Here is a 21,800-nt window from a genome sequence, read left to right on the forward strand (position 1 = left end):
GTCTCACACATCTTTTTCAAACGTTTGAACAATCATGCCATTTGCTTGTTCGTATTTGTCTCCTCTTTCGCGAAAGCCCATCCTCTGCAAAATCCTCAAGGTTGAGGCTTGGTTGACCAAAGTATTTACATAGGCTTTTTTGCAGTTGTTTCTCTGAGCGAACTCAATGAACTGGTTGTACATGGCTGTTGCCAGTCCGCAGCCTCTGAAGTCTGGGTCAACCGATTGGTGTTCGCCGAACAATCCGTCTCTGGTAATCAATGCCTTGTAAACTCCGCAGAGCTGATTGTGAACTCTAATCCCGAAATAATGATATCCGTCTCGCATTTCTGCTTCAATTTGCTCTTTCATCAGTGTTCTTTTCCTTCTCCATTCCTCAGGATACTCGAACGCCGTAGACCAGACTTTTGTGAGCAATAACTCGATGCGTCCAACATCGGCTTCAAACAACTCTTCGACGTCAAGTTTCCCTGTTTCGACTTGCTGCGAGTTCAGCGGACCAATCCCGAAAACTGACTCCTTTTCAAAGTCTATGAACAGTTCAGTTTGATTATGGCATGAGGCACTCATTGATTTGACCTGAAGAACCGTGCCAACAGTCTTGGTAGTCAGTCCATGATCTGAAAGTAATGCAGCACACGATTCTGGCTTGTCAGTGGTTAAGATAAATCCAGTTGAGGGGTAGGTCATAAGCCAATCGGCTAGTTCGATTCTTTCAGGTTTGGGGATTTCCTCAAGGTTTACCGTTGCGCCGACCCGGCTCGATTCGCAGAGCATTGCAATGGTTCCGAGGATGCCTGGACCGCTTATGTCGCGACATGCGTTAGCCATTTTCTTGTCAACCAGCTGAATTATGCCTTCTAGGCGTTTTGAAACCTGTTCCTTGGTTCTTAACATCACTGAATCGAAGGTTCTTACCCAGCTTTTGAGTCCTTGGTTTCCGTCAAGGTCAATTGCGACTACAATGCTGTCGTTGGGCTTGGCTGTTGTGCTGGATAGAACACGGCGTGCGATGCCTACGACCGCCGCGTCAACTGCGTCGTAGGAAGTGTCTGGATGAGTGTGTGCTTTCAGGAATTTCACGTTGTACTTGTCTAAGCCTTCTTTTATTCCTTTGACGATTTGTCGTCTTGTGTTTGGAGAATTTGATGAGAGAATAAAGGCGTAGCCAAGTGGATGTGCGCCTTTGGCTACAACATCGTTTACGTTGACGACTACTGAATAGAAGCCGGCAAGCCATGGATCGTCTTTGACTAGCCCTTCAACTATGCCGTCTGCTGAGACTACAATCTTTGCGTCTCCGACTTTAAGCACGCCTGCGTCATCGTATGCGTTCTCACCTAGAATTGGGAGGAGGTCGCCGAGAGCTGATTTTCTTGTTAATCCTTTAAACTGCCTCAGCTCACTCAGCAGTTGGGAAATCTGTGAAGAGTTTTCCACGTTCAGTCTTCACCTAGGTTGCTCTTTTCGGTAACTTTTATATCTGTTTTGACACGTTTTGGTTTCAAAGTGGTGAGAAATGAGTTACAGATACAAAGAGAGATCGGTGGCTTTCACCATCCGGCTTCCGATTAGATGTGTACAAATAATCGATCAACTGATTGCTGCAGGCGTTTACTCCAGCCGAGGCGAGTGTATTCGAGATATTGTGCGATCGGCTTTGAGAGATGGGTTTCACAAGAAGATGCTGCCTGACTCTTCAACCTAATCTATAGCAGTTTGGTTCCAATCTCTCTGATCGTTGCTACCGCCATGGATTCGTCAGCGTATTTCAGGGGCGTTTGACCCTGCATGTCGGCTTTGAGAACTGTTACGTCGAATGGAACTAGACCTAGCGTCTGCATTCCGCTTGATCTGGCGAAGTTTTCGATGTGTTCTCCTTCTGGTTGATTTGTGACTTTATTACCGACGATGAAGCATTCTTTAATGCCGACCTGTTTAGCCAAGTCGAATAGCTTCTTTGCAGTTTCAAGCGATTTCCTGCTTGAATCTGTCACAGTAAGCATGGTTTCTACGTGTTCTGCCGTGCCTCTGCCCATATGTTCTAAGCCTGCTTCCATATCTGTGACTACCGCTTCTTTCCTCTTGACAATAAGATGATGCAATAATGCCCGGATCACAGTATTGGCTGGGCACATGCATCCAGCGCCTGCAGATTTAACAGTGCCCATGATCAGTAGGTTCACGTTGTAGGGAGTTTTCACGCTGAACTGTTCGACTATGTCATCAACTGAGAAAGCTAGATTATAGACGCCTGGAATGCTTGATTGAGTCTTGGATTCGATGAGAGGTGTGTTCTCTGAGATAGGCACAATCTTGCTTGCTTCCTCAACTGATAGGCCAAGTGTTAATGCTAGGTTTGGGGTAGGGTCAGCGTCGATGGCGAGGACTGTGAAGCCTTTTCTTGCGAAGAACTCGGCTAGGACGCCTGCAATCAGCGTTTTGCCCACTCCGCCTTTTCCTGCAACCGCGATTTTCAATGATCTTTCCGTACTACAACACCATCTTAGTGGGCAAAGTGAAACTGATAGTCTGACTCAAACACCTTTTGGTATGTAGTCGCTTTTCCAATGTCACTTCTATCAGTCGCCTTCAACAGCTTATTTGTCGGCTGGCTTGAGGAGCAATCGTTCTTTGCTGATGTCCACCTCGGCTATTTCGCAGTTGTCGAAGACTTTGGAAACTCCTAATACATCGCGAACAGTGACCTTCGTTCCTTCAGCTTTTGCGTAGACGGCGTTTTCGAAGACAACTTCATTCTTGTTGAGAACTTTCAGCTCGCACATTGATTGTTCACGTCTCGAAATTGAGCAAAAGCGCGTCGTTTCCTATAAGGCTTTTTTTCACCGCTAGACCCTCAATGAAGTTTCCCAACACAGAATAGTCAATAGCCTAAGATCTCAAACGAGTAAACAGCCAAGTCAGGTTTGCCAAGTTCATTCTTGATGAAACTTTGGATGTCTTCTTCGTTCACGGAGGCTTCTCCCGACTCACTGAATCTTACAGGGATCTTTGTACGCCATAGGGTGGTTCCACGCGCAAAATCAAGTAAGACGTATTGTGCTTCTTTGGTGGCGAACATTATTCTCAAGCCAACTGGAGGCTTCGAGAGTGGAGACCTTTGAATAGCATAGGAAACGTTACTCGGTCGCTTAGTTTTGGCTAGCCTCTTGAATTCATCCCAACTGTTAACATGGATAAGCCTTGCTTCCTTCCTCATCGGTCATCAGAACTTCAGACTAACGAAAACATAGTGTCCAAGGTTTTTCGAGCTTTTTCCGCAATGGGCTTTGGAACAGTCACACGATATCTTTCTTCTTTAAGCGCTAAGTACAAGCGTTCCAATGTGTTGAGTTTCATGTTCGGACAGATTGCGCCGTCGTAGGCTAGAATAAACTCTTTGTTCGGGTTTTCTTTTTGCAGGCGGTGAATTATGCCGCTTTCGGTGCCAATTATGAACCTCTTCGAGTTCAGCTGCTGCGCGTAACGGCACATTTGAGAAGTGCTGCCAATATAGTCAGATGCTGTTTGAACTTCAAGCGTGCACTCAGGATGGACGATAACTGTGGCGTCGGGGTACTTCTTCTTCCAGAAGTCGATGTCGCTTTCCTGAAATAACACATGGGTGGGGCAGAAGCCGCGTTCAGGAACCGAGATTATCTTCTTGTTCGTCTGCTTTGCCACGTACAACGCGAGGTTTCTATCTGGTCCAAAAAGCAAAGTGTCAGAGTCCACTGCCTTGATAACTTCGACAGCGTTTGCGGATGTGCAGCAGATATCGCTTTCGGCTTTGACCTCGGCTAAAGTGTTCACGTAGAGGACAACTGGCAGTTTAGGATACTTGTTCTTCCACCGTCGAAGCTCGTCCACAGTTAGCATCTGAGCCATTGGACACCGTGCGCCTTCGCTGGGCAAGAGAACCTTCTTCTCAGGGTTGAGTATGGCAGCGTTTTCAGCCATGAAATCAACCGCTGAAAACACGATTATCTCAGCATCTTCTTCCTCCATAGCTTTCCGAGACAGTTCTATGCTATCGCCAACATAATCAGCGATGTCCTGAATCTCTGGGCGCTGGTAATTATGGGCTAATATGACAGCTTTTTTCTCGCGCTTTAACCTTAGAATGTCGTCGGTCAGAGTCAATGGGCTAGTCCCTTCGCCATTTTTATGAGTGAAAGGCTAACCGCAGGCGAAAATATAACATTATCTTTTGAGCAAGAGACGAGAGGCAGAGTCATCAAGCAGAAGATGAAACACTGGATGATGGTGCTAAGCGCTCGTCAACACTATCATCCATACACTCTGTTGAAGACCGTTTCGGCTCTATGTTGTTATGAAGTGCTTGTATATGGGATGCCCTTTGAACCGCAGCATCGTCTCCGACTTCTCAAATGTTCCACTGGGCAACCGCGTGCATATGGAACTCACAATTGCGCCTTCGGGAATAAAACGCACTCCATCGAGAAGCTCGCCTTTCGTCACACCCGAAGCGGCAAAGACCAATTGGTTTCCCTTCGCTAACTCTTCCTCAGAATAAGTTTTGTCAACATCCACACCCTCAGCCTTCAGCCTTTCAAGCCGTTTCGAATCGTTCTTCTTTTCTCGCCACACCTTAACCAGCATCGTTCCTCTAAGACACTTAACAGCCGTCGCAGCGATAGTGGCTTCAGGACCAGCTCCAGCGCCCAACAGAAGATCTATTCCAGAGTTGGGAATGCAAGTGACAACTGAGGCGGCAACATCTCCGTCGGGAATAAGAATAATCCGCACCCCCATCTTACGCAACCGCGCCAAAATATCCTTGTGTCTTTCACGTTCAAGCATGATCACAGTGAAGTTTTCAAGCCGCAGTCGTTTCCGAGAAGCCACGACTTGTACAATTTCTTCAATCGTCATGTCCAACGAAATCTTACTCTTCGACTGTTTGTCAGTTGCAACCTTGAAGTAGTAGCCATCGTCAGGCAACACTTGAAGGCAACCAGCGGGTGCACAAGCCAACGCTGAAATCGCATCTTTTCTACCCTTTGAAGTAGCGGTTGTGCCGTCCACTGGATCTACCACAAACTCAACCTTAGGACCGCTACCTGTGCCCACTTTCTCCCTCTTACTGAAGGCTGGCGCATTATCTTTGGGTCCTTCACAACTGATGACTTCGCCGTCCACCTCTGTCTGGTTCAGCACTGCTCGCGAAAAGTCCACTGCGGTCTGGTCCACTATGTCTGCGTCGCCTTTTCCAATGTGGAGTGCAGCGCCAACTGCGGCGGCTATAGTTATCCTCGTCAGAGAAGGCGCTATGGCCCTTAACGACGCCATGCTATCTGCGCTTCCTCTCATTCATCCATAGATTGGCAAAATCTGTGTAGTTTTGTGCTATTCCTTCAATCGCACCCGACTTGGTAAGCTTTCCCGCTTTGTACTCAGCTAGAGGCTCCCAGAAAATCGTCCTTCCAACAGCAAACCCGATAATTCCCGGAATGCTTGCACCGACTTTAAGCCATTCTTGAACCTTCTCCTTGCTCTCGCCTCTCCCCAACGTTATTACCCCAGCCTTTCTTCCATCTCTCTGCGCAGCTTCAACAACGGCTTTTGCATCCGCGACTTTCTCAACGCCCTCAAGCTTCCAAATCGTGGGTTCGACTCCTGCGTCCTGTATTTGCTTAATCGTTTCAACCATTAATTTGGGTCGAAGCTCACGGTCGTAAGCCTCTTTGACATCACCAAGCTTAGACAGCTGTTCTTTGGTAGCAGGCACAATGAGCTCAAAGAGAAGGGGCTTTCTGATCGACTGCAGATAACTGCTCAGACCTCTAAGTCTTACAAGTTGCCGTTTATTCATCATAAAGTCGCCTTCAGGGTTGTATCGCACCAAGACTTTGACCAAAATCGGATCAAGCTCTTCAATGTGCATGGGATACTTCTCACCGTATTCAAAGTCAAACTCGTCTTGCCCAGATTTCTCAACAGGCATGGCAAAGGTCAAGCCGCTCTTCCTAGCCTCTCTAAGAATTTCTGCGCCAAATTCCTCATCAACAAGCAAGCCGGCAATTTCCCTTGGCACGCCTTTCTTCAACGCTGCCTTAAAGCCTTGAAAAATCATCTTCTTGTATTCAGCAATCTCTCCTTTTTCTTCTCGATTGGGTTGTCGGCCTTTGATTCCAAACATTTTTTCAATGATTGAGGTTCGGTGGTCAAAAGCTAGAATGAGCAATTCTCGTTGAGTCCAGTCAATCAATTATCATTTCACCGGGGGATATCTTGATTTTGCGAATCATATATTCCTACTGCTTAATAGTTTTTTTTGAGCAAGTCAGCCGTGTTGAAGCTGAAACCTTTTGTTTGCGTTCAACTATTGAATAATCATTGATCATGCATCAGGGTGGCGAGATATGCTGTTGAAAGACTTCAACTTACTTGTAACTACGGCCAGGGGCATGGAGGAAGACGCCTGCTCAGAGATCTGGTATCTAATCGGCGAGATGGGCGACCGCGAAGTTAAAGTTGACAAAACCGGCATCACGGGTCTAATCGCTGCCAAGACCGTCCTAAATCCCTTTACAGTCATTGAGAAACTCAGAACAGTCCTTAAAGAAAGGCCATCTGACCTGCGCTACATTCTTCGAGCGATCCCAGTTGAAAAAGTGGTGCACACAAACCTAGCCAAAATAAAGCAGGCTGTTACAGAATTGGCTGACAGAATAAGCCTAAAAGAAACCTTCAGAGTGACAGTTGAAAAGCGGTTCACGTCGATTCAGACGCGAGATCTGATTGAAGCAGCGGCAGCCAACATCAAGAGGAAGGTGAATCTCGCCAAGCCCAACAAGATAATTTTGATTGAGGTTGTAGGCGGCTTCACAGGCGTATCAATAGTGAAGCCTGAGGATATCTTTTCGACTGCAAAAGAAAGAACATGAACTTTCACAAGTCGTCAGCGCCGAGTTACCAGCAAAGCCATGTGCTCAATGACCATGTCCACCAAGGCCTGCTTCTCAAAGCCTTCGCGCTGCAGCTTCGATTCCAGCTCAGCGTTTGACAGATCGAATAGCTTCCTTACACCGTCAGTTTTGGCATCTGTCAACTCGACAACCGAATCGTCTGGTCTGCCGCCGAGAAGTTGAGAAACAACTCTTAGAACAGACTCTGCTTGTCCCGGCGTTTTCGCTATAATGAGAACTGCAACATGCCGAGTGCTGGGCTTTATTCCGATCAGCCTAACAGCCTCTTTGATCTGACGTTGAGCTGAAGCGTAGAGCAATGTCTCCATAGCTGTGCTGCTTGAAATGTTGGCTTTCGACTTGAAGGCATTTAAGGTGTTCAAGACGGCGAAATGCAAGTGTTCCCACCCAGCGATTAACGAAGCGTCAAAAAACTGCACACACGCATTTTCAGTCTTGTCTTTTACAGCTTGGAAAAACCGGTTTACATCTTCGAGTTTGACTTCTCTGAAACCTGCGATTGCCACGTGCTTGTTGAAATCTGCCAGCCTAATGTTCAAGCTGGTTTTCCCTCGGTGATTTCTTGGATGAATCTTTCGATCAGTTTGCGGTCTAATCCGTGGCGTTCCAATGCTTCCTTAGCCTGCTCGATTGGTACGCCTTCTTTTCTGCATTTGTCTAGAATGCGCTTTACGGTTTCCTTTCGTTCCCATGGGAAGACTATCCAGCGTTCGGTCTGGCGTTCAAACCAGTCGGGCTTCAAGGTGCTCCAAGGCTTGTAATAGATAGTCGCGATTTTGATGTCCGTAGCGCCTTGTTCTTTGAGGTGGTCCTTGACAAGTGCTAGGCTCTTCCCTGTATCCGCCACGTCGTCAACAACCAAGACTTTCCTATTCTTCACGGACGCGGACACAGGCTGCGTGATTACGGGTTCTCTTTTGGTTTCGGCCACGCCAAGATAGAACTCTGCTTTGACGTTAGCTACTTCTGGGTTCTCAAGCAGGTCTGACATGACTCGCGCTACGGGCCAGCCTCCGCGTGAAACACCTACCACAGTGTCTGGGGCATAGCCGGTTTTTCGAATTCGTTTGGCTAGTTCCAGAAGCATTTCGTAAATCTGTTCCCATGTGGGAATTTCGAATTCCCAGCTGAAACCTGACTGCGGCACCAGAAATTGGACTCCTGTGCTTTTCCATGCGTGATTTATCAACTAAAACTAGCGAGGGTTAAATGGTTTTTCATTAAGGTACACCTAGTGGTTTTAGATGTACCTAACTGCTTATTTTCTTAGATGTGAGTTTAGTACGCTTGATGAGCAGGGTGATCAAAGAAGGAAGGCTTGTTGACCATGGACAGGCTGTTTGGAGAAGCGAAAACCGTTATTAAATCAATAGTCGGCGACGCGAGATTAGTATCTTACGGGCTGCTTCTCTTGGCCATGCATGCCTTAGGTATAGTGCTACTCTATGATGCTCTACCCGAATTTGACATTGTAGCCCACTTCTGGTTTGGTTTCGTTCTGTCAGAATACTCGGGCAAAGCGGCTAGGGCAGTGAACTTGCAATCACGACTCGCCGCAAGAATACAAAGACGCGGCTGGGCAAGCTTTGGTTTCTACAGAGCGGACTTGCTTTTGAGACTTGTTGGGTTTCTATTGATTGGAGGCTTGTTCTGGGAATGGGCTGAATTGACTTTCAGTCGTTACTTTCGCATTCGCCCAGATTCGTTTTTCGCTTTTCCAATCACCTTGCACAACATTGACGGCACAATAGATGTCTCGGTTGGAATACTAGGTGCTATCCTAGCTTTTCTGTTAACTAAGAGGAGATCCGTCTAAGAGAAAGCCTTGGTTATTCGTCTATTCTTGCCCTTGCTCGTGTTCGGGTTCTGGCTTCTGTCTGAAGGAAGGCAGGGCTGTGGCTACGGCGAGGATTCCTATTACTACGAGGATTAGGGCTATGGTAATTAGTATGTCTGTTCCTCTGATGTTTAGCTCCCAGGCGCCGCCTAGCGCCGTGAGAACCACGCCCATAACCAAGGTGCTGTAGGCTCCGCGACCGTACTTCTCTGGGTTCTTAACTCTGATTCCCGCCAGGATCATGGTCCAAACGCCGTATGAGGCGATGATTAAGGCGAAGACTTCGATGAATTGTATTAGTTGAGCTGCATAGATAATCATCATTGCGGCTGCGATCACCAGAAACGCGCCTAACGACAGTAATCCAAATTCTTTAGCCATGACTCAATCACCGTTAACTTTTCATCTTGTTGCCGCATTCTGGGCAGAACTTTGCAGTGTTCAGCACTGGGTGTCCGCAATTCGGGCATTTGGTTGTGCCTGTTGGCGCTGAAAGGGTTGTTCCACAGTCTGGGCAGAATTTTGATATTGCTGGTATTCTTGCGCTACAGTTTGGGCATATGACTAGCGCTGCGGCAGGTGTGGGCGCTGGACCTGCCGGTGTCATTATTTGGGGAATCAGAACCATACCCGTTCCTAATCCGGCGCCAGATGATTTGCCCAGCTCTTTGGCGGCTTCTTTAACGGTTTCCATGCGCAAGACTTCTTCAGGGGCGCGAGTCTGCTTTAACCAGAACAAGCGGTCTCGGTATTCTGGGGTTGTGTCTACTCCTTCGAAGCGCAAGTCGGTTACGTCAAGTCCGATTCGCTTGAAAGCGTCTAGAATGGCGTTTTTTGTCGATATACTTGTTTCATCTAGTTTTGTGAACACCGTGAGCAAGTCGTAGCGAGAAAGCTCGTCGATGATTCTCTCGTTTAAGTAGCCTCGGAGGTAGTTGTTCACGTCTTCGGTTGAGTAGGCGCTTTGTCCGCCAACGACTTCAGTGACGAACAGTTGTGGGCTTTCAACCTTGAACCAGAAAGTTCCATGCACTTGCAGTGGCGCTAATTCTGTGGTTTGGGCTCTTGCTCCAAATTTACCAGCGAAGACTCTTGTTGAGATGAATATGACGCTTGCTTTGAAGGGCTTCTCTCCATAACCTGCGAGGCGGGACAGTAGACCTGTTAAGAGTGTCAAGTTCAATGTTGTCAATGTGTGTCTGCCTGGTCCAAACACATCGTAGGCTTTTCCGTCTCTGAAGAAAACGGCAGCTTCAAACTCTTTGACGATTAACTGGGCGCCCCATGTGATTTCGTCTTCTGGGTGCTTGAACACTATTTCTTCCGGTCCCGGGTTCTTCCATTCCAAGACTTGTGGCATCTTTACTTCACTCCTTTGACAATTCCGTCTCTTCCATCAAACGTTTCTTCCAGTTCTTCCAACATGCCTTCCAGGTTGTCCAAGTACCCTCGTGTTTTCTCAAGTTTCTGTTTTGTCACTTCTTTCTTGAAGGTGTCTGCTTCCGCAACGATTTTCTCTGCCTTGTCGAGTAAGCCGTTGTCAAACTCAATCATCTTGTCCAGTTTGCCTTCCTCAACTTTAACGATGTTGAAGAACCCTGCGTAACCGTAAGAAGCATGATTGATCTTCTGTGCGACTCGGTCGAATCGCATTATGAAACGGTCCATGTCAGTTAGAACTTCGTGCATCTTGCTGTCCGACAGCTTCTGGAAGACTTCTTTCAGATCCTTTCGGGCAGTGGTTAATCTTTGATAAATGTGATTGCGAACGAGTTTGTCGCTTTCGCGCCTAAGCTCCTTTTCTTTGTAGCCTCTGAACCCTGGGAGTGCAGCAATAATTCGCTCGGATAAGCGCATTTCCTTCTTTGTCTTCTCGTACATTCCTTTTTTCTCGCTCAAATTGTTTGTCTCCTTCTTTGTTTTATGAGTTTAGATGATGCTTTTAAGAGTTTTTAAATCAGTCCAAACTTGGCTGCGGGTATGTCGCCTTTGATAACTGTGCCTGTTGCGCCGTCTAGCCAGATGTGGTATCGTTCGCCCTTGTACTCGTAGACTATGGACCATAAAGGCGCGTGAAGGTAAACTGGCTTTTCAACCTCGAAGTCGGTTTTCATTTCAATTATCTTGTCTACGTCTTGCTGAATCAGGAATCGATGTGCCTCCTCGATCTGCTGCTGCGCTGTCTTCGCAGCGTCATTTTGCTCAATCTCGCTGTTGAGCACTTTGGCGCCGTTTTCGATCTTTTTGAAGTCGTATGGAATTTTGCCTTCTAGGGGGACATCGTATTCTCGAGCGGGAAAATCAGTGGCCTTGCGGGCAATAACCAGCCAGTTGTATTTCTTTTCGATTTTTCCCTCTTTGATCACGGGAGGTGTGAGTCTCTCAAACACTCCTTTGTAGTTAGTCGTGGCTGTAATTGGAATAAGCCAGAATGGGAGATAAACTAGGTTTTTCTCCTGAATTCTGGACGCTTTTGCCATGTCGCCTGGTTTAAGGAAGCCGCCTTTCATCCAGTTGCGCGCCAGTTCATCGGCTTGCTCAGGTTTGTATTCGTTCAGGATCAGGGAATGCTCGAAAACAAACGCTTGCCCAGTTTCAATCACTTGGGTGAAGCCACAGTAGCGGCATGTGGCAACTATTTCCCCTGGATTGAACTTGATAGGTGCGCCACAGGTAGAGCAGCGGATTTCTTGGATTATGCTCATGAGTTTGTCACCAAATCACACTTAGATTGAACCCAAAGTAAGACTTGAGTCTTTCTGGGACGTGGTCAAGAAGCTTTTGTGATTAAGGTTAAATATCTATGGTTCGCAATATGGTGTGAAAACCAGGGATGGAGAGAGCAAATCAGCGCATTTATCTATCGGTGACTTGAGTGATTCCGCTCCGAGACGAAAATAGGTCTTTGACGACTCCGCACATTACGCGGATGCTCATAATCGCCAACGTAATAGTTTTCTTCATCACGTTCCTTCCAGATTTTAGATATCCGTTTTGGCTTAATACCCTGCTTGGAAGCCTAGACTCGCCCTCGATCACGATCGTCAGCAGAAGTTTCGGGTTAATCCCTAACGAAGTTCTGCATGGAACTCGTCTCTACACTATCTTTACTTCCATGTTCTTGCATGCTGACCTGATCCATTTAGGTGGCAACATGCTGTTCCTGTATATCTTTGGCGATAATGTGGAAGACACGTTTGGGCATGCACGTTACTTCGTGTTTTACTTTGTATCTGGTATTGCTGCTACCTTTGCCCATATTCTAGCAGTCTTCAACACTATTGGTCAGAGTTTTCCAACTATCGGCGCATCTGGGGCGATTTCGGGAGTGTTGGGAGCTTACCTTGTCCTTTATCCTCGGGCGAAAATTCTGTCTCTCGTTTTCTTTTTCTGGATTACCATTGTGGCTATCCCCGCTGTTATTTTCCTTGGTTTATGGTTTGCCTATCAATTCCTATATGGCACTTTGTCAGGTGTAGGCGGCGGAGTGGCATACTGGGCGCATATAGGCGGCTTTGTGGCGGGGGTCTTGTTCGGAGTGGCTTGGAGAGGCGGGAGACGCAAACTTGATTCTTAGCGACATAATCAACGGCATCTTCCTAGTCGCCTACAATGTCTTCATAATATTGTTTGTCTCACGTAAAATTGGAGAAAAATACGGCACTTACATGGCGCGCAAAAGCATCCACATTCTCTCAGCCGGAGTTAGCGTTTTGCTGGCACGTTTAGTCTTCAGCGATTGGCTTGTTCCAGCCCTGTTGGGTTCTTTGATGGTTGCATTCACAGTTTTTGGGCATTTTAGGAAACCTTTCGGTTGGTTCCAGATCAAGAGGAATTACGCCGATGTTTACTTCACTGTAGCATGCACTATTCTGCTAGTTGTGTTCTGGAACTACAACGCCTGGATAGGTGTACTGGCTGCACTCTTTCTCGCTTGGGGCGATGGACTGACAGGCATTGTGCGCAAAATCGTCTATGGCACAAGAAACAAAGGAATATGGGGGAACATTGCCATGTTCGTTGTGTGCATGGTTCTAGCCTACTTCATGAACGGTCGCGTAGGCTATGTAGCCTTCATCGGCGCAGCCTTCGCCAGCATCATTGAGAAATTTGAGCGCATTGACGACAATATTTCTATACCTTTTGGCTCGGCAGTCATAATGGCGCTATTGCCTCCGCTGTAACCCACAGTAAGACTTAACTCTCCGTTTATTTTTCTCAAGAGAACATCTAAAGTGGATGAATTTGGCGTCCCTAGCTCAGCTAAAACTGGCAATGATCCTTCCCAACCTCTTGCTGGGCATCGTATTTGCCGCGTTTTTAGCTGCAATAATGTTCATTGTTCAACTCAGTCTAGTCTGGGCTTTCCTTCTAGCAGGCATTTTCATACTGATTCAATACTTGATCGGACCAGCAATTGTGAGAGCATCAACAAGACTTCGTTATCTGCGATCGGGTGAAAACCCGTGGCTAGAGTCCACGGTGAGCGAGTTGGCTCGGAAAAGCGGTGTTTCATCTCCACGTCTGGCCATCGTTCCCAGTTCGACACCGAACGCGTTTGTCTTCGGGAGAACGAGCGGAGACGCAACTCTAGCATTGCATGAGGGCTTGCTCACTCAGCTGAATAAAGAGGAGGTCAGAGGCGTCATCGGTCATGAACTCGGCCACATCAAGCACAGAGATTTCTTGATTATGACTGCGTTGTCTTCTCTACCACTCTTAGCTTACCTGATATTCAGAATATCTTTCGAGGCAGCTTGGGCGACTGGAAGAACAACGCGCAAGAAAGAAGGCGGTGGATTTGCTGCGGCTTTGTTCGTTGTAAGCGCTCTTTCCTACATTGTGTACATAATTGCCCTTTTGTGCGTCATGCGGCTCAGTCGACTTCGTGAACATTACGCAGACGCGTATTCGGCTTACGTAACTGGTTCTCCTCGAAGTCTTGGGAGTGCATTAGCGAAAATAACTTATGGATTATCGTTGGCGCCTCATCCAGAAAGAGATGGAGCTAGAACCCTCTACATCGGAGATCCTGCACTTGCAAAGCTTGAAATTCAAAGTGTAATCAGCAAGAAGGATGAATATGACCTAGATAGAGACGGTGTCCTTGACCAGCGGGAACTTGAACTGGCTATGGAAAAGGAAGCGAGATCTCGATGGTTAACCGTGAATAGGCTGTTTCACACTCATCCTGCCACGTTCCAACGCATTCTCTTGCTGCGTGAAATAGAAAGCGAAATGTCAACAGGCAAATACTCTAACGACCGAGTGTACGCGCACGTTTAGGCTCTCTTGCAGAGATTACATCAAGGATGATGGAGATAGACCGAAAAATCGACGAAATCAAGAAAACGTTCAAGGAATATTAGGAAGCCGTATAAATGCCAGCTTCATGGTCACTTTTTATCAGATTTCTTAACTTCAGTGTCCAGCTAATGTTTGCATGAAGGTGAAAACGAATATGAACGCCATTGACACGCATGTCTATCTCAGTTACAAGTTGAGATTACAAAGTGTGTTCTCGACTTATGCGTCGTCCATTAAAAGCATCATCGATAAGGAATTACGAAAAGCGAGGAAGCAAAATGACCGAAGCAGTAAAGACTGAAGGAATCGTAAAAATTTATTCTGGCAAAGAAACCGTCGACGCCTTGAAAGGAGTCAACATATCAATCGGCAAAGGCGAACTCTTCACCCTGCTAGGCCCAAATGGCGCTGGAAAAACCACGTTCCTTCGGATTATTGCCACGCAACTCATGCCCACGAAAGGAGACGCCTTCGTTCTCGGATACAACGTCCTAGTTGAGCCAAAGGAAGTGCGCAAACACATTGCTGTTGTACCACAGGATGTAGCAGCCTATAGCAGCTACACTCCTTGGGACTATGCCTACAATTTTGCCAAGCTGAGAGGCATGGCAGGATCAGAAGCTAAGAAGGCAGCAGATAGAGCATTGAAAGCAGTGGATATTCAACAACTTAAGAAACGAACGTGTGCGACTTTGTCAGGAGGCGAAAGACGTCGAGCTTTGATCGCTGCTTGTCTAGCTTCAGAGGCGGATGTGCTCATGCTCGATGAACCTACAAGCGGCCTAGACGCCGTTGCTCGAAGAGGCGTCTGGTCAGCATTACGAGACATGGTCAAAGAGGGCAAAACCATAATCTTAACGACGCACATGATGGAAGAAGCCGAAATGGTGTCGGACAGGCTTGTGATAATCAACAAAGGAGTGGTAATATCAGAGGGCAGCCCACGCGAGATTAAAGGGTTAGCCAAGGAAAAATACCGAGTCATAGTTGAGGGTAAATTTGACAGACTCGACTCCTATGGAGAAGTGGCCAAGCTGGGCGACAGAAACATCGTATATGTGAAGGATCAAGACGACGCATTGGAACTCTTGAAGCTTACACTCAAGAAGGGTTTACGAGCTGAAGCGTCGCCGGTCACGCTTGAAGATGTTTTCGTCAAGCTTGTGGGAGGAGTGAACAATGAACAAGTTCATTAAAGATTCGTTGATAATCGCATGGATGAAATCCTTCCCTGATCTGAGGAGAAACCCGCTGATGATGGTAACGGTTGCCTTCATCAGCGCCATCCCATTGTTCTTCATGCTCATTTACGCTGGCGAAGGAATGATCGTCCACGGCTTGGTCGGCGCAATGGTTTCTACGATAGGGTTCATAGGAGTGGCGTCAGCCATTGGCGAAATATCGTGGGATAAATACATCAAACTTAGAGAAATGATGGTGGCGATGCCTGTCAGTTCGCTTTCCTACGCTATGGGCATAGCGTTGGCTCCGCTAATTCTTTCAATTCCAGCTCTGGCTTTCTTCGGAGCAGTGGCCACGTTGTGGGGTATCTTCACGCCCACCTCAGCATTGTGGACCGTTGCAGCGCTTCTCGTCTGCTGGGCTTCCACTAGCGCGGCCAGCTTCCTCATATCCACATACCTCATTAAAGCGAGTCCTTGGCTGCTCAACCAAATATCCAACATTCTGGGAATCGGATTGATTTTCGTGCCGCCAGTTTACTATCCAGAAACAATGTTAGGCAGTTTTAGCTGGATATCAGCGGTGTTTCCAACGTCGAACGCAGCTGGGTTGATCAGGGTCTATCTTGGTTTGTCCGAGATGCCGCCGACAATGATCATTATTCGATGGTTAATTCTACTTTCGACAACGATCGTTTTCATTGTACTGACTTCCCTGAAAGCCAGATGGAGAGAAACCTAGTCGCGAACTAACACTCAAAGACAGCCCATAAACCAAAAACCCGCCAGAAAAACAAATAGGCAAATTGAAGGAGCGAAGGTGATGTCAGCCGTGGCAGGTCACAGATATTCGCGTTTGATGTAGCCAGCCATCAAGTTGAAGGTTATGACGCCGTTGACTGAACGCCTGTCGATTCCCGTGGATTGACTAATCTCCGCTATAGTGAGGGGCTCTGAAACATACAAGGCTCTGAAGATTCTCTCGGTGTAGCCTCGGTACTTTGGAGTCTGCTGTAAGTAAAACTCGTTCTTTGTGACTCTCCTCTCCCCATCATTAGTTAAGGCATATTTAAACCTTAACATGGTGAAACCGCCGTCTTAGCCCTCACTAAAGATATACTCAAACATAGGTATTTAAAAATTACCAAGAACATGTATAGAAAAGTGTTCCTTCATCCAGAACCAGATTTGCCACCAACATGTCGTCAAACCTTATCTTCATTGCACATGAAACAGCAAGCGGCGCGGCTCAGCGATGACTCAAAAGGCTTCTGTAACCAAGAATGGCGCAGTTCTACTAGGCAAACAGGTTGCATGCGACTCACACGATCCAAACCGCCCAATACGAGCTGTCACACATGCACATTACGACCATCTTGGTGGACTGCAGCAGAGCCTGAGAAAATGTAAAGCTGTGGTTATGACGCCAGCAACAAGGGATCTGTTAACCGTTCTGCGTGGACGGACCTCTCTGGCTAGAGGAAATATTTATGCTTTAAACTATGGTGAAACCCTAAAGTATGATGGCGAAAGGGTAACCCTGCATCCTGCCGACCACATCTTGGGTGCTGCACAAGTTCTGGTCGAAGACCACGACGGAGCCAGAATAGTTTACTCCGGCGATTTTCGAATGTCACACACGCCCATCTTAAAAACAGACATACTGGTTCTTGAGGCCACGTATGGCAACGCTTTTCAGGTACGCCCCTTCAAGAAAATTGTTGAACCCACCCTTATCTCGCTTGTGGAATCAGCGTTGAGAACAGGTCCGCTCTACATTTTTGGCTATCATGGAAAACTGCAGGAGGTCATGCAAATACTCCACGAAAACGACATCGAAGCGCCGTTTATACTTCCTGAGAAGGTTTTTCACATAGCCAAGGTTTGTGAACGCTACGGCATGCATCTGGGCAAAGTTCTGTCAGCAGACGAAGAGGAAGCCAAGGAGATTGCCATGAGAAATGAACCGCATGTCGCCTTCTACCACATGAACTCCAAGCGGTATGTGGGCGCTAATGCTTTCCGGATCTGTGTCAGCGGTTGGGAGTTCAGTGGACCGCGTAGACAGGTTGGACCCAACGAGCACATTGTGGCATTGAGCGACCATGCTGATTTTAAGGAGCTTTTGCAGTACGTTAGCGAAAGCAGGCCCAAACTTGTCATAACTGATAACTATCGCGTGGGCGACGCTGTAGGTTTGGCACGTGAAATTGAGAAGCGGTTAGGCATACCGGCTAAAGCGTTACCGTCATGAATTCTTCTGCGCAGCGAGAAAAGATGTAGCGAATCAGAGACAGCTCTGAGACGTTAGATCCTATTTCCCATGCTTTCCTTGTATGTAGTCCTCAACCCACTGTTTGGCTTGGTCATCTGGCACTTGCCGCGGTGGGTGTTTGAAGGCGTAGGCTGAAATGCTTGTTAAAGCGCCACTTATGCCTCTGTCCAAGGCTATCTTGACGGCTCTAACCACGTCAATGACCACGCCTGCGCTGTTAGGCGAGTCTTCCACCTCAAGCTTAGCTGTTAAAGTTACGGGTTGGTTGCCGAATTTTCTGCCTTTAAGGAAGATGTGGCAGATTTTTTTGTCGCCTAGAAACGGCACGTAATCGGATGGTCCAATGCGGGTTGGCAGTTTGTATGGAACAAGGCTGGTTACAGCTTCGGTTTTGCTGATGCGCTTTGTGTGTAAGCGCTCTTCAACCGTCATGTTAAGGAAGTCGGTGTTGCCGCCTAAGTTAAGTTGGTAAGTTTCGTCGATTTCGATGCCTCTGTCTAGGCATAGTTTGACGAGGTTGCGGTGAAGTATAGTAGCGCCTAGCTGACTTTTGATGTCGTCGCCTGCCACTGGCAACCGCGCCTTTTCGAAACGCATAGCCCACTTCGGATCTGAAGCGATGAACTCGGGAATGCAGTTGGCTAAGGCGCATTTTGCTTTCAAGCAAGCGTCAACATAAGCCCTCGTTGCCTTGTTACTGCCTACCGGAATAAAGTTCACAAGTACATCCGCCTTAGCTTCGCGCAAGGCTTCTGCAACATCCGCGGGTTTCATTGCTTTCTCGTCGTAGGTGTAAAAGGGTTCTTTCATGTGAGGTGCAACTCCGTCGAGAATTGGACCAGGCAAGACTTTAACATCAGTCTTGGGCACGTCTGCGAATTTTGCGCAGCAGTTTGGCTTAGCCCAAATGGCTTCTGCCAAATCCTTCCCGATCTTGTTCCTGTTCACGTCAAAAGCAGCCACAAACTTCACGTCACGAATATGATAGTCACCAAACTTAACATGCATCAAACCAGGAACACTTATCTTCTCTTTTGCGTTTTTGTAGTACTCCACGCCTTGGACTAGTGCTGACGCACAGTTGCCGACACCGGCGATGGCAACGCGAACTTCTTTTCGTGGCACGCTGATTCACCCAGATTATTACAACCGCATAGCAAAGCCAATTCCTATTAACCTTGCGCCAACCCGCTCGATCAATACGCGCGTACCCCTGCAAGTCAGCGCAGAAGCAGTAGCGACGACAAGGAAACAGGTCGAAAGCACGGTGAAAGTCAACATTGCAGAAAGATTATAAGCGTCTCACGGATTATTGACTAAATTCAACACGTAAAAGCGTGCCGTAACATTGTCTAGAAAGAACGTTGAACTGAGAGTAAAGGAGCTTAAAACTCCCTCCGCCACTGTAAAAGACCTTCAGTTATCTTTTGGACGCCTAATAACCGAAACATGGACTGAACCAATGGGTCCAACGCCCTTCCCAGATGTGCTAGCGCTTAGAGACTGGGACCATAAGCTGCTGCAGCGTTACAAACCCTTCTATATGCCCCAAAGCGACGTATGCGACCTGTGCACCATGGGCAAATGCGACTTAACCGCTGGCAAAAGAGGCGCCTGCGGAATAGACATCAAAACACAACAAGCCCGACTAGCCTTGCTAACCGCCTGCATAGGAGCCGCATGCCACACCGCCCACGCCCGCCACATGCTCGAACATGTCATCGAAAAATACGGCCCCAGACACCCACTCGACATCGGCGGACTAGACATAAAAGTCGAAGCCCCAATAACCCGACTTGTCACAGGCATCAGACCCCAAAACCTCAGCGACTTCGAAGAAGTACTAAGCTACAACGAGAACCAACTCACACACCTGTTCGCATCACTTCACACTGGACAGGAAGGCAGCAGCATCGATTTCGAATCCAAAGTGCTTCACGCAGGAATGATAGACCACGTGGGACTGGAAGTGGGCGACATCGCCCAAATAGCAGCCTTCGGCTTTCCCAAAGCAGACGCTGAAGCACCTCTCGTAGAAATCGGAGGCGGTGTAGTCGAAACAGAAAAGCCTGTGGTCCTGAACATTGGGCATAACGTTTCTACAGCCGTCGAAGTTGTAGACTACCTCCGAGCCAACAACTTGCTGGGAGAAGTAGAGGTATGCGGACTCTGCTGCACCGCCCACGACCTAGCCCGATACGAACCTAGGGCAAAGATAATAGGACCAATCTCGTGGCAACTCCGGTTCATTCGAAGCGGCATGGCCGACGTCATAATGGTAGATGAACAATGCATCCGCGCAGACACATTCATCGAAGCTCAGAAAATTAACGCACCAGTGATCGCGACACTGGACAAAAACTCGCTGAACCTGCCAAACCGCACAAAAGACCCACCGGACCAAATAGTGTCAGATCTCGTAAGCGGAAAAGCTCCAGGCGTCCTCATCACCGACCCCATGAAAGCAGGAGAAGTAGCTGTAAAAACAGCCCAGCAAATGGCTCCCAAACGAAAGAAGTTCAAGAGCATTCCAGATGTTGCCGACGTTATCGAAAGAGCCAAGAAATGCACGCAGTGCAACGAGTGCAGACGTGCGTGCCCGCAGGATTTGATCATTCCGGAAGCTATGAAAGTGGCTGGCGAAGGCAACCTGAACAAGCTTGCTCTTCTTTATGACGACTGCATCGGGTGTGGTCGCTGCGAATATGTGTGCCCCGTGGCCATACCACCTCACACGTTCATTATCAAAGCGGCTGAAACCGAGATCAAGCAGGAGAAGTACAAGATCCAGGCTGGACGAGGTGCTATTCAAGACACGGAAATACGGAATGTAGGCAGTCCAATAGTGCTTGGGGAAATCCCCGGAGTCGTAGCATTTGTTGGCTGCGCTAATTATCCAAAAGGCAGAATAGATGTTGCCGAAATGGTTGCAGAATTCGCCAATCGCCGTTACATAGTTGTCACATCAGGATGCGCAGCCATGTCCTCAGCAATGCACAAGAACGAAGAAGGACAGACCGTTTACGAAGCCTTCTCAAAAGCATTCGAGGCAGGTGGCATAATAAACGTAGGCTCATGCGTTGCCAATTCTCACATCGCAGGCGCAGCAATCAAGATAGCTAGCATTTTCGCCAAACGCAACCTACGAGCCAACTACGAGGAAATAGCAGACTATATTCTCAACAGAGTTGGCGCAGTTGGAGTTGCATGGGGCGCCTACGCCCAAAAAGCCTTCTCAATTGGCAGCGGCTGCTGGCGCTTAGGAGTACCGGTAATAGTTGGACCTCACGGCGCGAAATACAAGCGCATGATGCTAGGCAGAAAAGAGAACGAAGAAGATTGGTACGCCTACGATGCTCGCTCAGGCGACAGAGTGTACGTAGGACCAGCTCCCGAACACCTGTTCCTTGCAGCCGAAACCAAAGAAGAAGCCATGGTTTGGATAGCTAAACTGTGCATACGACCAAACGACACAACTAAGGGGCGAGCAATAAAACTGACAAACTACACTGACCTGCACAAGCGTCTGTACGGCATAATGCCGGACGACATCCACTTACACGTCCGCACGTTAGCAGACATCCCAATAACCATGAAGGACGAAATCATCCGAATACTAGATGAGAAAAAATGGGTTGAAGGCAGAATCCCAGACCCAACCTTACTTCCGCGGATGATTCGAAAGAAAAAGGAGGAAGCGTAGACGGCAACAGCTGAGGCATGGCAGAGAGCCGAAGTCGCTGGACCTTCTAAGGCTAATGTGATTCCCAAACCAGAAGTTTTTGTAGCAATGGTGAAAAGGGCTAAACGCCCCATCCTTGTTGCTGGTCACAGAACTGTTGAGGTAACTGAAGGAGACCCAACAATTGACTTTGTGATTCGTATCGCTAAAGCCGCAAACATACCCATGGTGGCGACCGCGCATACAGTAGGTCAGTTTGTTAATAGAGGCCTTCAGCCCGCTGCGTTCATGCCTGCAGTGGACATAACGAATAGGCTTGCAGATCCCTCTTGGAAAGGACTAGATGGACAGGGATCATATGACCTCGCGGTCTTCACGGGTATTCCTTACTATTTGGAGTGGTTGTTGTTGTCTGGACTCAAGCATTTCGCACCAGATTTGAAAACCATCTCGCTGGATCGATTCTATCATCCGCAGGCTTCGTGGTCGTTTGGCAACGTGTCACTGAAAGACTGGAACACTTATCTTCAAACAATAGCTATGCAGTTGGAGGCGAAATAAGATG

The 21,800-nt window shown here is 47.7% G+C and carries 25 protein-coding genes and 1 pseudogene; 11 read left to right on the forward strand and 15 right to left on the reverse strand.

Going from position 1 to position 21,800, the window contains the following annotated elements:
• Positions 1–3 precede the first annotated feature (3 nt).
• On the reverse strand, positions 4–1,440 hold the full coding sequence (locus VJ249_03950) for a GNAT family N-acetyltransferase (GenBank protein ID HKZ93719.1): 1,437 nt from the start codon (positions 1,438–1,440) through the stop codon (positions 4–6).
• 79 nt (positions 1,441–1,519) lie between these two features.
• On the opposite strand from VJ249_03950, the gene VJ249_03955 reads away from it, so the two are divergent.
• Positions 1,520–1,708, forward strand: coding sequence for a ribbon-helix-helix domain-containing protein (locus VJ249_03955; GenBank protein HKZ93720.1), 189 nt, complete (start codon positions 1,520–1,522; stop codon positions 1,706–1,708).
• A gap of 1 nt (position 1,709) precedes the next feature.
• Here VJ249_03955 and VJ249_03960 read toward each other — a convergent pair whose 3' ends face one another.
• The 6 genes from VJ249_03960 to VJ249_03985 all read right to left on the reverse strand — a co-directional run bounded on the left by VJ249_03960 (position 1,710) and on the right by VJ249_03985 (position 6,232).
• The gene (locus VJ249_03960; protein HKZ93721.1) at positions 1,710–2,480 is read right to left on the reverse strand and encodes an AAA family ATPase; all 771 of its coding nucleotides are present in this window, start codon (positions 2,478–2,480) and stop codon (positions 1,710–1,712) included.
• A gap of 120 nt (positions 2,481–2,600) precedes the next feature.
• On the reverse strand, positions 2,601–2,786 hold the full coding sequence (locus tag VJ249_03965) for a CooT family nickel-binding protein (protein ID HKZ93722.1): 186 nt from the start codon (positions 2,784–2,786) through the stop codon (positions 2,601–2,603).
• A 98-nt stretch (positions 2,787–2,884) separates the two neighbouring features.
• On the reverse strand, positions 2,885–3,220 hold the full coding sequence (locus tag VJ249_03970) for a hypothetical protein (GenBank protein ID HKZ93723.1): 336 nt from the start codon (positions 3,218–3,220) through the stop codon (positions 2,885–2,887).
• 14 nt (positions 3,221–3,234) lie between these two features.
• Complete coding sequence (gene nadA / locus VJ249_03975; protein HKZ93724.1) at positions 3,235–4,137, reverse strand: quinolinate synthase NadA; 903 nt, start codon at positions 4,135–4,137, stop codon at positions 3,235–3,237.
• Between the two features lie 186 nt (positions 4,138–4,323).
• Entirely contained in the window at positions 4,324–5,313 is a 990-nt protein-coding gene (locus VJ249_03980; GenBank protein HKZ93725.1) for a fructose-bisphosphatase class II, read from the reverse strand.
• Between the two features lies 1 nt (position 5,314).
• Positions 5,315–6,232: a DUF2090 domain-containing protein gene (locus tag VJ249_03985; protein HKZ93726.1), complete on the reverse strand. Its 918-nt coding sequence runs from the start codon at positions 6,230–6,232 to the stop codon at positions 5,315–5,317.
• A 154-nt stretch (positions 6,233–6,386) separates the two neighbouring features.
• Here VJ249_03985 and VJ249_03990 point away from each other — a divergent pair, with 154 nt between their 5' ends.
• Positions 6,387–6,911, forward strand: coding sequence for a THUMP domain-containing protein (locus VJ249_03990; protein ID HKZ93727.1), 525 nt, complete (start codon positions 6,387–6,389; stop codon positions 6,909–6,911).
• Positions 6,912–6,925: 14 nt separating this feature from the next.
• On the opposite strand, the gene cgi121 is transcribed toward VJ249_03990, so the two are convergent.
• Together cgi121 and VJ249_04000 are read right to left on the reverse strand one after the other, a co-directional pair.
• A complete protein-coding gene (gene cgi121 / locus VJ249_03995; protein HKZ93728.1) occupies positions 6,926–7,492 on the reverse strand; it encodes a KEOPS complex subunit Cgi121 in 567 nt (188 codons plus the stop codon).
• Positions 7,489–8,100, reverse strand: a complete 612-nt coding sequence (locus tag VJ249_04000; protein ID HKZ93729.1) for a phosphoribosyltransferase — start codon at positions 8,098–8,100, stop codon at positions 7,489–7,491. The genes cgi121 and VJ249_04000 overlap by 4 nt, the downstream gene beginning before the upstream one ends.
• A gap of 180 nt (positions 8,101–8,280) precedes the next feature.
• Here VJ249_04000 and VJ249_04005 point away from each other — a divergent pair, with 180 nt between their 5' ends.
• Entirely contained in the window at positions 8,281–8,769 is a 489-nt protein-coding gene (locus VJ249_04005) for a hypothetical protein (protein HKZ93730.1), read from the forward strand.
• 21 nt (positions 8,770–8,790) lie between these two features.
• Here the strand turns inward: VJ249_04005 and VJ249_04010 are convergent, their stop codons facing one another.
• From VJ249_04010 to VJ249_04025, 4 genes are read right to left on the reverse strand one after another with little or no spacing between them, the layout of a single operon-like run.
• On the reverse strand, positions 8,791–9,171 hold the full coding sequence (locus VJ249_04010) for a hypothetical protein (GenBank protein HKZ93731.1): 381 nt from the start codon (positions 9,169–9,171) through the stop codon (positions 8,791–8,793).
• 13 nt (positions 9,172–9,184) lie between these two features.
• Positions 9,185–10,150 carry an SPFH domain-containing protein gene (locus VJ249_04015; GenBank protein ID HKZ93732.1) on the reverse strand — a complete coding sequence of 322 codons (966 nt, stop codon included), beginning with the start codon at positions 10,148–10,150 and terminating at the stop codon, positions 9,185–9,187.
• 2 nt (positions 10,151–10,152) lie between these two features.
• Positions 10,153–10,689 carry a hypothetical protein gene (locus VJ249_04020; GenBank protein ID HKZ93733.1) on the reverse strand — a complete coding sequence of 179 codons (537 nt, stop codon included), beginning with the start codon at positions 10,687–10,689 and terminating at the stop codon, positions 10,153–10,155.
• Positions 10,690–10,742: 53 nt separating this feature from the next.
• Positions 10,743–11,495, reverse strand: a complete 753-nt coding sequence (locus VJ249_04025) for a zinc ribbon domain-containing protein (GenBank protein ID HKZ93734.1) — start codon at positions 11,493–11,495, stop codon at positions 10,743–10,745.
• A gap of 170 nt (positions 11,496–11,665) precedes the next feature.
• Here VJ249_04025 and VJ249_04030 point away from each other — a divergent pair, with 170 nt between their 5' ends.
• The 5 genes from VJ249_04030 to VJ249_04050 all read left to right on the forward strand — a co-directional run bounded on the left by VJ249_04030 (position 11,666) and on the right by VJ249_04050 (position 16,020).
• The gene (locus VJ249_04030; protein ID HKZ93735.1) at positions 11,666–12,367 is read left to right on the forward strand and encodes a rhomboid family intramembrane serine protease; all 702 of its coding nucleotides are present in this window, start codon (positions 11,666–11,668) and stop codon (positions 12,365–12,367) included.
• The gene (locus VJ249_04035) at positions 12,357–12,974 is read left to right on the forward strand and encodes a hypothetical protein (GenBank protein HKZ93736.1); all 618 of its coding nucleotides are present in this window, start codon (positions 12,357–12,359) and stop codon (positions 12,972–12,974) included. The genes VJ249_04030 and VJ249_04035 overlap by 11 nt, the downstream gene beginning before the upstream one ends.
• Before the next feature lie 61 nt (positions 12,975–13,035).
• A complete protein-coding gene (locus VJ249_04040; GenBank protein ID HKZ93737.1) occupies positions 13,036–14,076 on the forward strand; it encodes a zinc metalloprotease HtpX in 1,041 nt (346 codons plus the stop codon).
• A gap of 299 nt (positions 14,077–14,375) precedes the next feature.
• Positions 14,376–15,293 (forward strand): ABC transporter ATP-binding protein, encoded by a 918-nt coding sequence (locus tag VJ249_04045; GenBank protein HKZ93738.1) that lies wholly within the window; start codon positions 14,376–14,378, stop codon positions 15,291–15,293.
• A complete protein-coding gene (locus VJ249_04050) occupies positions 15,277–16,020 on the forward strand; it encodes an ABC transporter permease (protein ID HKZ93739.1) in 744 nt (247 codons plus the stop codon). Before VJ249_04045 ends, VJ249_04050 begins: the two co-directional genes overlap by 17 nt.
• Positions 16,021–16,118: 98 nt before the next feature.
• Here the strand turns inward: VJ249_04050 and VJ249_04055 are convergent, their stop codons facing one another.
• Positions 16,119–16,361 carry a helix-turn-helix domain-containing protein gene (locus VJ249_04055; protein ID HKZ93740.1) on the reverse strand — a complete coding sequence of 81 codons (243 nt, stop codon included), beginning with the start codon at positions 16,359–16,361 and terminating at the stop codon, positions 16,119–16,121.
• A 172-nt stretch (positions 16,362–16,533) separates the two neighbouring features.
• Here VJ249_04055 and VJ249_04060 point away from each other — a divergent pair, with 172 nt between their 5' ends.
• Positions 16,534–17,532, forward strand: a complete 999-nt coding sequence (locus VJ249_04060) for an MBL fold metallo-hydrolase (GenBank protein HKZ93741.1) — start codon at positions 16,534–16,536, stop codon at positions 17,530–17,532.
• 60 nt (positions 17,533–17,592) lie between these two features.
• On the opposite strand, the gene VJ249_04065 is transcribed toward VJ249_04060, so the two are convergent.
• A complete protein-coding gene (locus tag VJ249_04065) occupies positions 17,593–18,678 on the reverse strand; it encodes an inositol-3-phosphate synthase (GenBank protein ID HKZ93742.1) in 1,086 nt (361 codons plus the stop codon).
• A gap of 223 nt (positions 18,679–18,901) precedes the next feature.
• On the opposite strand from VJ249_04065, the gene cdhA reads away from it, so the two are divergent.
• Together cdhA and cdhB are read left to right on the forward strand one after the other, a co-directional pair.
• Positions 18,902–21,256, forward strand: coding sequence for a CO dehydrogenase/acetyl-CoA synthase complex subunit alpha (gene cdhA / locus VJ249_04070; GenBank protein ID HKZ93743.1), 2,355 nt, complete (start codon positions 18,902–18,904; stop codon positions 21,254–21,256).
• 30 nt (positions 21,257–21,286) lie between these two features.
• Positions 21,287–21,796 (forward strand): annotated as a pseudogene (cdhB, locus tag VJ249_04075) (CO dehydrogenase/acetyl-CoA synthase complex subunit epsilon).
• Positions 21,797–21,800: the final 4 nt, after the last annotated feature.

The sequence above is a fragment of the Candidatus Bathyarchaeia archaeon genome (genome assembly GCA_035283685.1).
In the GTDB taxonomy this organism is placed as follows: Archaea; Thermoproteota; Bathyarchaeia; order Bathyarchaeales; family Bathyarchaeaceae; genus DATETJ01.

Excerpts from the sequence above, each read along its gene's own strand:
- VJ249_03965 (HKZ93722.1), bottom strand. The coding sequence starts at position 2,786 with ATGTGCGAGCTGAAAGTTCTCAACAAGAATGAAGTTGTCTTCGAAAAC.
- VJ249_04045 (HKZ93738.1), top strand. The coding sequence starts at position 14,376 with ATGACCGAAGCAGTAAAGACTGAAGGAATCGTAAAAATTTATTCTGGC.
- VJ249_04050 (HKZ93739.1), top strand. The coding sequence starts at position 15,277 with ATGAACAAGTTCATTAAAGATTCGTTGATAATCGCATGGATGAAATCC.
- VJ249_04015 (HKZ93732.1), bottom strand. The coding sequence starts at position 10,150 with ATGCCACAAGTCTTGGAATGGAAGAACCCGGGACCGGAAGAAATAGTG.
- VJ249_03990 (HKZ93727.1), top strand. The coding sequence starts at position 6,387 with ATGCTGTTGAAAGACTTCAACTTACTTGTAACTACGGCCAGGGGCATG.
- VJ249_04055 (HKZ93740.1), bottom strand. The coding sequence starts at position 16,361 with ATGTTAAGGTTTAAATATGCCTTAACTAATGATGGGGAGAGGAGAGTC.
- VJ249_04005 (HKZ93730.1), top strand. The coding sequence starts at position 8,281 with ATGGACAGGCTGTTTGGAGAAGCGAAAACCGTTATTAAATCAATAGTC.
- VJ249_03980 (HKZ93725.1), bottom strand. The coding sequence starts at position 5,313 with ATGGCGTCGTTAAGGGCCATAGCGCCTTCTCTGACGAGGATAACTATA.
- VJ249_04060 (HKZ93741.1), top strand. The coding sequence starts at position 16,534 with ATGACTCAAAAGGCTTCTGTAACCAAGAATGGCGCAGTTCTACTAGGC.
- VJ249_04025 (HKZ93734.1), bottom strand. The coding sequence starts at position 11,495 with ATGAGCATAATCCAAGAAATCCGCTGCTCTACCTGTGGCGCACCTATC.
- VJ249_03970 (HKZ93723.1), bottom strand. The coding sequence starts at position 3,220 with ATGAGGAAGGAAGCAAGGCTTATCCATGTTAACAGTTGGGATGAATTC.
- VJ249_03955 (HKZ93720.1), top strand. The coding sequence starts at position 1,520 with ATGAGTTACAGATACAAAGAGAGATCGGTGGCTTTCACCATCCGGCTT.
- VJ249_04010 (HKZ93731.1), bottom strand. The coding sequence starts at position 9,171 with ATGGCTAAAGAATTTGGATTACTGTCGTTAGGCGCGTTTCTGGTGATC.